Genomic DNA, 13902 nt, shown 5'->3' with positions numbered 1-13902 from the left:
TGATCTCCTATAAACTGCACGAAACACAGCCATCAACTTCTGTTCCACTTAATGCTACTTGCCGTAATCGTACATAGTAAATACTCTTGATACCCTTTTTCCAAGCATAAATTTGTGCGCGGTTAATATCACGTGTGGTCGCTGTATCAGGAAAAAATAATGTTAATGAAAGACCTTGATCAACATGCTGTGTTGCCGCAGCATAGGTATCTATAATTTTTTCAGGGCCAATCTCATAAGCATCTTGGTAAAAATTCAAATTCGTATTATCCATATAAGGAGCAGGATAATAAACGCGCCCAATTTTTCCCTCTTTGCGAATTTCGATTTTTGAAGCAATTGGATGAATGGAGGAAGTGGCATGATTAATATAGGAAATAGATCCCGTGGGAGGAACTGCCTGTAGATTGCGATTATAAAGCCCGTACTCAATAACTAATTTTTTGAGTTCCTGCCAATCCTTTTGATCTGGAATAACAATATTATTCCGTGCAAAAAGCTCTTGCACAAGCGCAAATTGCGGTTTCCATTCTTTTTCAATATATTTCTCGAAAAAACGTCCATCTGCATAAGCTGATTTTTCAAACCCTGCAAACATTTCTTGACGTTCGTGCGCAATTAAATTGGAAGCACGTATGGCGTGATATGTCACAATATAAAAATAGATATTGGTAAAATCAATCGCTTCTGGAGACCCATAATAGATCTGCTCACGCGCTAGAAACCCATGCAAATTCATTTGTCCCAAACCAATCGCATGACTTTCAGCATTGCCTTTCGCAATGGAAGGCACACAATCAATATTGCTCATATCCGAAACAGCAGTCAGAGCGCGAACAGCAGATTCCACGGTCTGTCCAAAATCAGGACTTTCCATTGCTTTGGCAATATTCATGGATCCAAGATTACAGGATATATCACTTCCAATCGTGCGATAAGTTAAATCTGTCTCCAGTTCACTCGCCTCACTCACCTGCAAAATTTCTGAACATAAATTGCTCATACTTATGCGCCCAGCTATCGGATTCGATCGATTAGCAGTATCCTCAAATAAAATATAGGGATAACCCGACTCAAATTGAATTTCCGCTAATGTCTGGAAAAAAACGCGTGCACTTATTTTCTTTTTACGAATCTTTGCATTATCAACAAAAGAACGATAATGCTCCGTTAAAGAAATATCGCTAAAGGGCTTACCTGTCACACGCTCGATGTCATACGATGAGAAGAGATACATATCCTCATTATTCCGTGCAAGCTCAAAAGTAATATCAGGAATAACGACACCAAGCGAAAGCGTTTTAATTCTAACTTTTTCATCAGCATTTTCACGCTTTGTATCCAAAAACTTCATAATATCTAAATGATGAGCATGCAAATAAACAGCTCCCGCCCCCTGTCGTGCCCCAAGCTGATTGGCGTAAGAAAAAGAATCTTCCAAGAGTTTCATCACCGGTAAAACACCTGAGGACTGATTTTCTATTTGCTTAATTGGCGCCCCTGCTTCCCGCAAATTCGTTAAACAAAGCGCCACACCTCCACCACGTTTTGAAAGCTGCAAAGCCGAATTAACCGAACGACCTATCGATTCCATATTATCTTCAACACGTAGCAAAAAACACGAAACCAATTCACCTCGTTGTTTTTTCCCAGCATTTAAAAATGTTGGTGTTGCCGGTTGAAAACGTCCTGTAATAATTTCATCCACAAAACTTTCAGCAAGAGCTTTATTCCCTTGTGCCAAATATAAAGCTACAAGACAAACGCGATCTTCATAACGTTCAAGATAACGTTTCCCATCAAAAGTCTTCAGTGTATAGCTGGTATAATACTTAAATGCGCCTAAAAAGGTAGGAAAACGAAATTTAAATGCATAAGCACGTTTAAAAAGCTTTTTAATAAAAGAAAAATCATAAAGCTCAAATAAAGCTTTTTCATAATAACCTTCCTCTATTAAGTAATCTATTTTTTCCTTCAGGTTATGAAAAAAAACTGTATTTTGATTAACATGCTGAAGAAAATATTGCCGCGCAGCAAGCCGATCCATATCAAATTGAATATGACCATTTTCATCATAAAGATTAAGCATTGCATTCAACGCATGATAATCAGTAATCTGATCCGATTTCTGCGATTGTCCTATACCAATTGTTTCCAAAATCTTTCCAATCCCTTTTTTACATAAATAACGTCTTCATCAGTTCCACGCAGCTCAAAACGATAAAGGCAAGGTACACAACATTTTTCAGCAATAATTTTACTTGCTAGATTATAATAGCGACCAAAATTACGATTCCCACCGCCAATAACACCACAAATTAATTTTCGGTTCTCAGCTTCATTAAGAAACTGGACAACGGCTTTCGGCACGGCCCCTCTTCCTTCACCATCTGCATATGTAGGAACAACCAATACATAAGGTTCACCAACCAATGCAGAAGGCTTTCTTTTATCAATTTTGAAGAGTCTTTGCCCAAGCTGCGAGACAAAATGTTCTGTATTACCCGTTGCACTCGAATAATAAACAATAAGCCCCATTAAGCACAAAGACCACTAATCATATCTGGTCTAAAACCAGACCAATGATTTTCACCACAAACAACGACAGGAACCTGACGATACCCCAGAGATTGAACAAAACTGTATGCTTGTTCATCACAGGAAATATCAACAACACGATAATGAATGCCTTTTGCATCAAAAGCGCGGCGTGTAGCATCACATTGGACACAAGATGGTTTGCTATAAATAGTGATCGACATTTTCTTCAACTTTCACAATTCCAAACAATCAACCCTGAAAGGTCAATCTAATAATTTTATAGGTACTCAAGAATAACAAAAAATAGAAATTGTACGCAAAACATGTGGTTATTTTCAAATAATACACAGCTTCCTGAACATAACAGAATTCCTCATCAAATAACTTCAAAAACTATGATGAGAATAAGCGATTATTCTACAACTTAAATGGCAAAGCCCCCTAGTTATAAAACAATCTTTTGCTTGCATTACAATTCCCTCCTGCTGTCTAAAAAACTAATGTTCTAAACTACCGTTTTTCAAGAGCTCTGTTTGCTCTTTTACGGCAAAAATCAATTACAAAAACGAAAGGAAATCCTTCCAAAAGAGACCCTTCAGTAAAAATACTGCTATACCTTTGGCCAATAAACTCTTTACAATAATGGAAATAACTTAGATACCAAACGAAACACACTAACACCCTCTCTTGTGCTTATTTAGAATCACCAATCATTTTGATACTATATATAGTATATACTCTCTCTCTTTCGTCAAGGTGAATTCAATTATTATTTTTAATTTTCCACGATCTTCCCACTAAAATTTTCAGTACTCAAAACTATGTAATAATATAACATTTTGTTGACAAACGTTATATTATTACATAGTTTCCAAAATAATAAGCAACGATGGTAAAAAATATGGATCTGCACTTCAATAAAACAACATTAGGCTATAGGAATAGAATAGCAATAAAGAACTTTTCAGCAAAGTTAAAAGCTGGTTCATTGGTTGCAATAACAGGTGATAATGGCGCTGGAAAATCGACACTGCTAAAAGCCATCGCCGGATTGATTAAACCTCTTAAAGGAAAAATTACAAAACCAAAAAAAAGCCGCATTGCTTATCTTGCTCAGCAATGTAATATAGATCAAACATTTCCAATTGATGTGAAAACGCTTGTAAAAACAGGACTGTGGTCTTTTTGTGGATTATGGAAGAATCAGCGCCCTTATGATTCTAAGATTCAAAATGCTCTTAAAATGGTTGGGCTTACAGAACTCGCACCCCGTTCGCTTGAAACATTATCAGGCGGGCAATTACAACGCGCTCTTTTTGCACGTATCATTGTACAAGATGCCAATATTATTTTACTTGATGAACCTTTCAATGGTGTAGATCATAATACCCAAAAAGACCTTCTTGCTCTGATCACATACTGGCAACAGCAAGGACGCACAATTCTCACCGCACTCCATAACCCTCTCATCGTGCAAGAATTTTTCCCCCAAATGATTCAAATTGATCAACAAAACGCCTTTTATGGAGAAACAACACAGTTTTTAAACAACACCCTTCATCACGTTATGCCACCTCTCACATCCAATTCTTTACCTATTAGCGCACAAAAACAAAATCTTCTCATCAATGATCCTCTCTTTCTTAGGTTATAAGACGTGTATGCATTTTTTCTTGCCCCCTTTGTTGATTTCCAATTTATGCAAAACGCCCTTATCGGTTCTATTTTTCTGTCTATTAGCGCTTGTCCTGTTGGTGTGTTTTTGATGCTCCGTGGAATGAGCTTGACAGGAGATGCTATCTCTCATGCCATTCTTCCTGGTGTTGCAATTGCTTTTCTGATTTGTGGTTTTTCCCTCATATCTATGACACTTGGTGGTATCTTCGCTGGTCTTATTGTTGCTTTAGCAACCATTTTGATTTCACGAAACAGCTTTCAGAAAGAAGATGCATCCATGACCGTCTTTTATCTTATTGCACTCGCGGCAGGTGTTATTATTATCTCACTGAAAGACTCAACAATTGAGCTGCTTCATCTCTTATTCGGATCGGTTCTTGCACTTGATGCACAAGCCCTTTGGTTAATCACTACTATAATGCTGATTACACTCTGCAGCCTTTGTATTTTTTGGCGTGCACTCGTTTTAGAAAGCTTTGACCCCCTCTTTTTTAAATCACTCTCTCCATTGAGTAAATATATTCATATTTCATTGCTTGGACTTGTGGTGCTGAATCTGGTTGGAGGCTTTCAATCACTAGGAACATTACTTTCCGTTGGTATTATGATGATTCCAGCCATTACAGCCCGTTTTTGGTTTTCACGGCTAGGCCCTATTTGCGCGCTTTCCACTCTTTTTGGAATCATTTCTAGCGTATGTGGTCTCCTGCTTTCTTTTCATCTTTCACTTCCCTCCGGCCCTGCTATCATCATTGCCGCAGGATTTATTTATCTTGTTTCCTGTTTGATAAGTCCACGTGGCTTTATTGTAACATGGTTTCCCCACCTCTTTTATACCTCCTCACTTTAAGGAAAAAAATGTGCCTAAGTTTGCTCAAAAATTTGTTCTTCTTGGAGCTTTATTGCTTGCCCTTTCTCCATTTTCTGCTTCTGCACACAATAAAATCAAAGTTGTTGCGAGCTTTTCTATTCTTGCAGATCTCGTAAAAAATGTAGGAGACAACCATATCTCTATGACCACTTTTGTAGGTCCCAATGCGAATACTCACACTTATGAACCTACCCCCCATGATGCTCAGGCTCTTAGAAATGCTCAAATTATTTTCATCAACGGGCTTCATTTAGACGGATTTATTGATCGCCTCATTACAGCAAGTGGTACAAAAGCACTTCTTGTCGAAGTTAGCGCTAACATTCCCTCCCTCAAAATGAAAAATCAAGAACATAATGCCCATCACCACCACAGCGTTATTGATCCACACGCTTGGCAAACAATTCCCAATGTCAAAATCTATGTGAAGAATATCGCTGCTGCTTTTTGTAAAATCGATCCACAATCCTGTACCAGCTACAAAAAAAATGCCGAAACCTACATCCAAAAACTTAAAATAGCACAAGATACCCTGAAAACAAAAATTGCTACCATTCCTAAAGATAAACGTATCATTATCACATCTCATGATGCCTTTGGCTATTTTGCCAAGGAATATGGTTTTACTATCCTTGCCCCTCAAAGTGCTTCAACAGAAACTGAAGCAACCGCAGCCGATGTTGCTAAACTTATAAAACAAATTAAAGCGAATAAAGCAACTGCCCTATTCGTTGAAAATATCTCTAATCCCCGTCTCATAAAACAGATTGCAAAAGAAACAGGTTTAACAATTGGTGGAACACTTTATTCTGATGCATTGTCAAACAAAAATGGCCCTGCAGCAACTTATCTCGATATGATGGAACATAATGTAAATACCATCATTGACGCTATCACAAAACATTAAGATCTTCTATAAAAGAGATAAAAAAGAGTTCATAAAATCGTAAGTCTATGATTATGTTACTAATGATACCCCAACAGCTATAATTGATAACATTGATATGAAATAAAGTTACTTTTACAGAGAAATTTATACTCTATAGATTCTAAGATAGATAAAGTAAGTGGATTTATTGCCTCATGGTGCCCAAACTGTCAGCAGTAGCATTCTATTTTTCAATGCTTCTTTTACAATAACTCTCGACACTTGAAACGATTCATAAGAAGAATTTGGTGTCTCTTTCTTAAAGTATTTTTATCTATCCAACTTCATTTATAACATGCAAGTAGAATTAGTGTATGAATAAAAACCACTTGAAGAAAAAATGCCTCTTATGAAGAGTCTCAACACAATAATTGTTGCAATGTTGGAGACTGAAAGAGAGTATGATGATGGCCCCAGCTTGCATTTTTATAAGCATAAAGATGGCGATACACAATGGATTTTATGTTATACTACTTATAAACGACTGCGTGAAAAAATAGTTGGAACAACCTTGCAAGATATTTTTTTAAAAAAGTGCGTAAATTGGCAACCCAATAGCCTTCTGTTTAGGTATTCTGTTTTGTATGAGAGATGCAATTCTATTACGTAAAAAAATGTGTTCGGCAATACTTAATCGCCATTATGTAAGAGACACTGGCTCAGATGTTTTTGAAAATTGCAATACTAAATTAAAAGATGATGCTAAAGACAGAATCTATTTTTTATTTGATGCTTTCATATTCTCCCTAAATTAAGCTGTCTCCTCATTTTAGAAATTACACAAGCAGATAAGCTTATTCTACTTTGGCATACAAAACTGAATACAGCACTGAACCGTCTTCATATTTGTCTCAAACATACTGCTGTATAAAGTTTAGGTTGATTTATAAGCAACAAAAAGCACGCGCTTTATAAGAAAGTAATATCATAAAACCATTAATAAACTGGCAATATATTGAAAAAATATACCAGATTTTATACAATGCTTTGTAAAACAATAACATAACTGTCTTTGTCTCTGCTGATTCTTATAGGTATTCGCATCGATCCTTTATGTTATATTCATAAAGATCTGTTTGAGGATGATCTATAGGCAATTTTTAACTCAAGAATATAGAAAAGATCGATGAGATGTTACAGATGTGTTTCATCTGCTTTTATCGCTAAAAGTAATGAAAATTCTAAAACAAGCACGCCTTCTATCTCTCAGTGATTTTTTGCAACTTATCAGATACCCTTGTTGAGAATTGCATAGTGATTTACATGAGAAAAAATAAACTTGCAGCATGCGCGCATAGGTTTCTCTCTAATTTATGTGATTGGTAAAAAAAACAAATGCTTCTTATAGGAGCTCTGAAACTATTTTAGATCATATGGCCAGCGGTAAAATAGAATGCGCCTATTCTCGTAGAGATTATTTAGAACAGCATCGTATTTTGTGCATCAAATAGACTTCTTATGTTAGGGATCAAAGCTCAGATATGGGGCGCATCCTCCCTTATCTGTGACTCATTTTTTCTCTCTATTTCTCTCATTTACTTTTATAATACACATAAATTATTACATCAAGAAACATATGATAATATGTTGTTTTTTATAACAAAATTATAAATGAGTAAAAATATGGTTAATAAAGATTTATTCTATATTGATATTTTTTTATAATGAAAATGATGTTTGAAAATTATATTCTTCTTACAGACCGTGAAAATGCAAAATTTCTTCATATAAATGTTTTGACATTCTCAGCGCTATGGGACAATAGATCATTACCAAAACTGTTAAAATTTTGTTTTTAATCCCATCGGTTACAACCTGAGTTTGTAAATGTAATTGAGCAAGTCAAAACACACCATTATCATGACGCAGCATAAAAGAGAGTCGTATCACATCAATTAATGCTTACTTATTATTTGTGCGCTTTCCTGTGTTTTTATTAAAAGTATGAAAATTCTGATGAGCAACAGTGAAACTTAGTTTTTGACCATAGTCGTGTGTCAAGCGTTCTTTTATTTCAATCGTAAAGATGATACCATTCCAACGCGTTAAAACATGGCAACCTGTTCCAATAAGCTTGATAAGCTCAATTTTTGTGTGAAAGACAGGCCCTTTATCTGGATGTTCGCCCAATAAGATTATTTCAGGTCTGAATGCTAAAAGATCAGTTTCTTCACCATAAGAAAATGAATGCCCTAAATGTTGTTCTAAGACATAGCGATCAAGAAAATTCATAGGAGGAGAACCAATAAAATCAGCAACAAATGTTGTTGCTGGAGTATCGTAAATTTCCATTGGTGTTCCAATTTGCTCGATAGCTCCTTTATTCAAAACGACTATTCTATCAGCTAATGTCATAGCTTCTAGTTGATCATGGGTAACATAGAGGCTCGTTGTTCCTAATGAACGCTGTAGTGTTTTTATTTCAATACACATTTGCGCCCGTAATTTTGCATCAAGATTTGAAAGAGGTTCATCAAAGAGAAAAACACGGGGTTGACGTACAATCACACGCCCCATTGCAACACGCTGACGTTGTCCTCCTGATAATTGTCGTGGTTTACGATCAAGAAATGGTTCTATCTCCAAAAGCTTTGCAGCATGTGCGATACGTTTTTTAATTTCTTCTTTAGGAGTTTTACGATTTTTAAGACCATATTCTAAATTTCCACGAACTGTCATATGGGGATAAAGGGCATAATTTTGAAAAACCATAGCGATATCACGATCAGCTGGTTCACGATCATTGATACATTCGTTATCAATGCATAATTCACCTGAGGTAACTTGTTCAAGTCCTGCTATAATACGTAATAAGGTCGATTTTCCGCACCCTGAAGGACCGACAAGAACAAGAAGTTCTTTATCGGCAACAGTTAAGTTTAAATCATCAATGACCAGAATGCCGTTGTCATACTGTTTTTTTATATTTGATAACTGGATTATGGCCACAATTACTTCTCCGTTTCAATAAGGCCTTTGATAAAAAGCCGCTGCATGAAGATAACAACAAGAACAGGGGGAACCATGGCAACAACCGATACTGCCATGAGTATATTCCATTGAGGATCATGTTGAAGTGATTCGACAATAAGCTGTTTTAAAATAATAAGGATCGTTTGATGATTTTGATCCGTTGTGATGATAAGAGGCCAGAGATATTGTATCCATCCATAAATGAACATAATGATAAATAAAGCAGCAATATTGCTTTTACTAAGAGGAAGAAGAATATCCTTAAAAAATTTAACTGGACCTGCACCATCAACACGTGCCGCCTCTAAGAGTTCATCTGGAACAGTCAAAAAAAACTGGCGAAATAAAAATGTAGCGGTCGCAGATGCAATAAGTGGAATAATCATTCCACTATAGGTGTTGACCATCCCCAATTTTGCAACAATCTCATAGGTTGGAAGAATACGAACTTCGACAGGGAGCATCAATGTAACAAAAATAAGAACAAAAGCAGTTTTTCGGAAGGGAAAGCGCATGTAAATAATTGCATAAGCAGACAAAAGTGAAATAATAATTTTTCCAACGCTAATCCCAAGAGCCATAATGAATGAATTCATTAAGAGTGGCCAGAGGTTGGGCAAACCCAGCTGTGCAAGGCCATCACCAAAGATTGTTTTATAATTTTCCAGAGCATATTTCCCAGGCAAAAGAGGAAGTGTTCCTGAGTTAAATGCTGCTGAACTATGAGTTGATGCAATGATAGCAACATAAACTGGAAAGCAAATAATGATAATACCAACAATGAGAATAATATGGGTTAGAAATTTCAAAACAGGGCGATTTTCAACCATAATTTGTTTCCTAATATTGTACACGGCGCTCAATCCAGCGAAACTGGATAAACGTTAAGACAATAACCATCAACATCAATATTGTTGATTGTGCTGCTGATGCACCGATTATTTGATTTCTAAAGCCATCGTCATATACTTTATAGACGAGGATGCTCGTTGCACGCGCAGGACCTCCAGAAGTTGTATTATCAATAATACCAAAAGTATCAAACATAACATAATTGACATTGACAATAAGAAGGAAAAACGTCGTTGGTGAAATTTGCGGGAAAACCACTGTCCAAAATCGTTTAAAGGGACCAGCACCATCAATGGCGGCTGCTTCTATTTGAGAACGCGGAACAGATTGAAGACCTGTAAGAAAAAAGAGAAAATTGTAAGAAATTTGTTTCCAACTAGCCGCAATGACAATAAGAATCATTGCTTGAGTGCCATTAATACGATAATTCCATAGCACCCCTATTTTCTCGAGAAAAAAAGGGATAATTCCGATGGTGGGATGAAAGATAAACAGCCACAATATACCTGCCAATACTGGAGCAACAGCATAGGGCCAGAGCAAAAGCATTGTATAAGCCTTTTTTGCACGGATGACACGATCAACACAGACAGCTAAGAGAAGTGATATTGTCATTGAAGCGACAGTAACTGAGATGGAAAATACTGCGGTTGTAAAAAGCGATTGCCGATAAGTAGGATCAGAAAGAACGGTTAGATAATTCTCAAAACCAATAAAGGTTGTTGTAAAGCCAAAAGGGTCTTCACGCTCAAAAGATGATTTTATTGCTTGAGCAGCAGGCCAAAAGAAAAACAAAAAAGTCACAAGAAGCTGAGGAAAAAGCAGTCCGTAAGAAAGTAGACTATTTTTAAAATATGCATGTTTTTCTTGCATTCATAGGGCTCTTTAAATGTAGAGACTTTAAAAAAGTAAACAAAAAGGACTCAACCGTTTTTGTTGAGTCTTTAATGTTTAACAATAAAACGAAATTAATGATTAGATCTTTCAAATTCACGCAAGAGTTTATTTCCACGTTCAACGGTCTCATCTAAACCATCTTTCGGCGTTTTTGAACCACTAAGAACAGCTTCCAACTCTTGATCAAGAATGGCACGAATTTGTGGTAAATTACCAAATCTTATCCCTTTTGAGTTAACTGTTGGTGGATTAAGATTAATCTGTTTGATAGCTATATCCGCACCTGGCGTTTTTTCATAGAAATGTTGTTTTTTGCTCAATTCATAAGTCGCTTTTGTGGTTGGGAGATAACCTGTTTCCTGATGCCATTTTGCTTGATTTTCTGTTTTTGAAAGAAATTTAAGAAAAGCGGCTGCCCCTGCATATTCCTTTGGAGTATGGCCCTTAAACGCCCAAATAGAAGCTCCCCCAATAACTGAATTTTGTGGTGCTCCTTCTGTATCCTTATAGTACGGTAGCATACCAACCCCCACATTAAACTGAGCTTCAGAAACAATTCCAGCATGTGATCCTGAAGATTGCATAAAAATTGCACAATTTTGTGCCATAAACATTGGTGTTGAATCTAATGCACCTGCTGGACCACCATAACGGAAAATACCTTGATCAGACCACTTTTTCAGGTCAGTCCACATACGCACTTGTAAAGGTCCATTAAATGTAAGTTCTGAATCAAGTCCTTTAAAGCCATTTTCCTTCGTTCCAAAAGGAACATTATGCAACGCTGAAAAATTTTCTATACCAATCCATTGAGCGGCATAAGCCATTGTAAAACCACAAGTTGCCGCTTTAGTCTCAAGAATTTTCTTGGAAAAGTTTTCTATATCTTGCCACGTTCTAGGAGGCTGTTCTGGATCAAGCCCTGCTTTTTTAAAGATATCTTTGTTATAATAAAGGATGGGTGTTGAAATATTAAATGGCATAGAGACGATACGTCCCTGTTCATCGGAGTAATAACCACTAATAGCAGGGAAATAATCTGTAGGATCAAATTCTTGTTTTGTATCAGCCATAAGTTGATAAAATGGGTAGATTGCACCTTTTGCAGCCATCATAGTTCCAGTACCAACGTCATAAATTTGAGCAAGTACTGGCTGTTTCTTTCCACGAAATGCTGCAATGAGTGAAATCAATCCCTCTTCATATTCACCGCGAAATGAAGAAACAACTTTATACTCAGATTGACTTGCATTAAAATCGTTAATGAGACTTTCAGTTTGCTTTCCTAATTCACCACTCATAGAATGCCAAAAGCTGATTTTTGTCTGTGCAAAACTTTCTGTCATCCCCGCTGTGGACATTATGATAGCAACCGTGGCCGCTATGGAAAGATAAAAACGACTCATGCTTCACCCTTTCTGAAGTGATGGAATACAAACTACCCCTAAATTTATAGTATTACACATGAACATGCTATGACAGTTTTATTTCAGAAACATATTCTCTCATTTAAACAGGAACCACCTAAAGGTCAAATGAATTTGTTTAAATTTATTTATTTTCTTTTATAAGCTTTCTTATGTATTCACGAAATACGCGTTTGTAACTATCTGAAAAAAGTGAGATGGCTTAAATAAGAAAAGTCACTTGGTAAAAAGATATAGATCGTAAATATCATTTCAATGACTATTTTAATATCTGGATTTACTTTTTTAAAAAGAATTGTTTATTCTTTTATTATTTGTCTTATAACTTTAACACGATGTTGCTACTGAATTTAAAGAAGAGACAAATAGAATTTTTTTAAAATTAAGAAAATCATTTTGAAGCGCTTAATAGTCTCTTTCCCTGTAACAAGATCACACCCCTCACGCAAAACAAAATGACACTGTATAACCAATTTCCATGCTGTTAAAAAATCTTTCAATACATCTACATTTCATGATAGCACCTATAAAATAAGCCCTAAAGCCTCTCCATTAAAGTATATAAGACTTTTTGTATGCCATCATTTTTACACTTCATAAAAGTGCAAAACGACATCATCATGTGCGATCCTAATGCTTCAACAAATCTTGCATTTAAAATACGTTAAATGAATATTTTTATTCTTTTCTCAATCATTTTTTATCCACACACCAACCCTGCTTGTAATGTGCAAACGAATGATTTTGATTGATTCATTGTAAAAATATTTGAAATAAGAGAATCTTACGTATTAAGGTCTCTTACTCACATGAATAAAATATTAATTATAATTATAAATCAATGTATTATTGTCGTATATTAGATAATTTTTCTTCTTTCATTACGCTAACTTTATGAAGATATATAGTTCCTTTTGTGTTGATGTATTTTTACCTTTGTGCACACAATTGCAATGCGAGATCAGGTTGATCTGTCGTAATATAATGTACAGGCATATCAAGCCAATATGATAACCGAGCTTTTCCATTAATTGTCCATACCCCTACAGTAAAACCAGCCTCAAGAGCTGATTCAATAAAGTTCTGTGAAACAATAGAGCCATCTAAACTTAGATCAGAATAACCTAATTGCTTCCATTCAGAAAAATGACGGTACATATCACCTTCGAAATTATCAACACATGGACCAGATGGTATTCCTGCTTCAATAAAAGGACGAAGGATAAAAGGATCAAAACTAATAGCAGAAACCCGTTCTGATAAATTTCGGCTTTTTATTAGCGCAAGCGCTTTTTGGGATAATATTGTTTCGCGCTCCACTTCACCGCATGTCTTGATTTCAAGATGCAATGCAACATTCGTTGGTGCTAAAAGATCAAGCACTTCTTCTAATAAGGGAGGTGCTTCTTGGCTTCCTTTTACGCAGAGTTGTTTGCGTGTTTCATTATCAATGTCGTGAATATACCCCTTTTTTCCAACCAATTGGTCTAGACGGAAGTCGTGAAAGACAACCACTTCACCGCTTTTTAGCAAATGAACGTCGCATTCAACTTCATCAACACCTAACGCTATAGCATTATTAAATGCCGAAAGGGTATTTTCAGGATAAAGATGAGCTCCTCCACGGTGTGCAACAATTTTTTTCTCAGACATGCAAAATCCCACACTTCTCAATTTTAAACGATATTGACGTACAGATTGCCAGATAAAAGCTTATATCATATGAAAATACACAA

General features: G+C 36.0%; 11 protein-coding genes. 3 read left to right on the top strand and 8 right to left on the bottom strand.

The features are described from left to right. Positions 1-7: 7 nt before the first annotated feature. The 3 genes from nrdE to nrdH are packed head-to-tail and all read right to left on the bottom strand — an operon-like array spanning position 8 to position 2762. On the bottom strand, positions 8-2158 hold the full coding sequence (nrdE, locus tag ACFIMC_RS06110) for a class 1b ribonucleoside-diphosphate reductase subunit alpha (RefSeq protein WP_375611834.1): 2151 nt from the start codon (positions 2156-2158) through the stop codon (positions 8-10). Continuing rightward, positions 2140-2538 (bottom strand): class Ib ribonucleoside-diphosphate reductase assembly flavoprotein NrdI, encoded by a 399-nt coding sequence (nrdI, locus tag ACFIMC_RS06105; RefSeq protein ID WP_375613294.1) that lies wholly within the window; start codon positions 2536-2538, stop codon positions 2140-2142. Before nrdI ends, nrdE begins: the two co-directional genes overlap by 19 nt. Continuing rightward, positions 2538-2762 carry a glutaredoxin-like protein NrdH gene (gene nrdH / locus ACFIMC_RS06100; RefSeq protein ID WP_005774163.1) on the bottom strand — a complete coding sequence of 75 codons (225 nt, stop codon included), beginning with the start codon at positions 2760-2762 and terminating at the stop codon, positions 2538-2540. Before nrdH ends, nrdI begins: the two co-directional genes overlap by 1 nt. A gap of 680 nt (positions 2763-3442) precedes the next feature. On the opposite strand from nrdH, the gene ACFIMC_RS06095 reads away from it, so the two are divergent. From ACFIMC_RS06095 to ACFIMC_RS06085, 3 genes are read left to right on the top strand one after another with little or no spacing between them, the layout of a single operon-like run. Next, a complete protein-coding gene (locus tag ACFIMC_RS06095; protein WP_375671917.1) occupies positions 3443-4195 on the top strand; it encodes an ABC transporter ATP-binding protein in 753 nt (250 codons plus the stop codon). 3 nt (positions 4196-4198) lie between these two features. Continuing rightward, the gene (locus ACFIMC_RS06090) at positions 4199-5068 is read left to right on the top strand and encodes a metal ABC transporter permease (protein ID WP_375613292.1); all 870 of its coding nucleotides are present in this window, start codon (positions 4199-4201) and stop codon (positions 5066-5068) included. A gap of 10 nt (positions 5069-5078) precedes the next feature. Next, positions 5079-5996 carry a metal ABC transporter solute-binding protein, Zn/Mn family gene (locus tag ACFIMC_RS06085; protein ID WP_375671916.1) on the top strand — a complete coding sequence of 306 codons (918 nt, stop codon included), beginning with the start codon at positions 5079-5081 and terminating at the stop codon, positions 5994-5996. Between the two features lie 1923 nt (positions 5997-7919). Here the strand turns inward: ACFIMC_RS06085 and ACFIMC_RS06080 are convergent. From ACFIMC_RS06080 to ACFIMC_RS06060, 5 genes are all read right to left on the bottom strand, one after another. After that, positions 7920-8966 (bottom strand): sn-glycerol-3-phosphate import ATP-binding protein UgpC, encoded by a 1047-nt coding sequence (locus tag ACFIMC_RS06080; protein ID WP_375613290.1) that lies wholly within the window; start codon positions 8964-8966, stop codon positions 7920-7922. A 2-nt stretch (positions 8967-8968) separates the two neighbouring features. Further along, entirely contained in the window at positions 8969-9820 is an 852-nt protein-coding gene (gene ugpE, locus ACFIMC_RS06075; RefSeq protein WP_375613289.1) for a sn-glycerol-3-phosphate ABC transporter permease UgpE, read from the bottom strand. Between the two features lie 10 nt (positions 9821-9830). Next, a complete protein-coding gene (gene ugpA, locus ACFIMC_RS06070) occupies positions 9831-10715 on the bottom strand; it encodes a sn-glycerol-3-phosphate ABC transporter permease UgpA (RefSeq protein WP_375627662.1) in 885 nt (294 codons plus the stop codon). Positions 10716-10810: 95 nt separating this feature from the next. Further along, positions 10811-12145 carry a sn-glycerol-3-phosphate ABC transporter substrate-binding protein UgpB gene (gene ugpB / locus ACFIMC_RS06065; RefSeq protein WP_375618067.1) on the bottom strand — a complete coding sequence of 445 codons (1335 nt, stop codon included), beginning with the start codon at positions 12143-12145 and terminating at the stop codon, positions 10811-10813. Between the two features lie 951 nt (positions 12146-13096). Continuing rightward, positions 13097-13819 carry a glycerophosphodiester phosphodiesterase gene (locus ACFIMC_RS06060; RefSeq protein ID WP_375611843.1) on the bottom strand — a complete coding sequence of 241 codons (723 nt, stop codon included), beginning with the start codon at positions 13817-13819 and terminating at the stop codon, positions 13097-13099. Between the last annotated feature and the right edge of the window lie 83 nt (positions 13820-13902).

Source organism: Bartonella sp. AP21QHHD, from assembly GCF_042196205.1.
In the GTDB taxonomy this organism is placed as follows: Bacteria; Pseudomonadota; Alphaproteobacteria; order Rhizobiales; family Rhizobiaceae; genus Bartonella.
The sequence above is the reverse complement of the archived record's forward strand: the minus strand, read 5'-3'. Positions and strand labels throughout refer to the sequence as shown.

Excerpts from the sequence above, each read along its gene's own strand:
- nrdI (WP_375613294.1), bottom strand. The coding sequence starts at position 2,538 with ATGGGGCTTATTGTTTATTATTCGAGTGCAACGGGTAATACAGAACAT.
- nrdH (WP_005774163.1), bottom strand. The coding sequence starts at position 2,762 with ATGTCGATCACTATTTATAGCAAACCATCTTGTGTCCAATGTGATGCT.
- ACFIMC_RS06095 (WP_375671917.1), top strand. The coding sequence starts at position 3,443 with ATGGATCTGCACTTCAATAAAACAACATTAGGCTATAGGAATAGAATA.
- ugpE (WP_375613289.1), bottom strand. The coding sequence starts at position 9,820 with ATGGTTGAAAATCGCCCTGTTTTGAAATTTCTAACCCATATTATTCTC.
- ugpA (WP_375627662.1), bottom strand. The coding sequence starts at position 10,715 with ATGCAAGAAAAACATGCATATTTTAAAAATAGTCTACTTTCTTACGGA.
- ugpB (WP_375618067.1), bottom strand. The coding sequence starts at position 12,145 with ATGAGTCGTTTTTATCTTTCCATAGCGGCCACGGTTGCTATCATAATG.
- ACFIMC_RS06060 (WP_375611843.1), bottom strand. The coding sequence starts at position 13,819 with ATGTCTGAGAAAAAAATTGTTGCACACCGTGGAGGAGCTCATCTTTAT.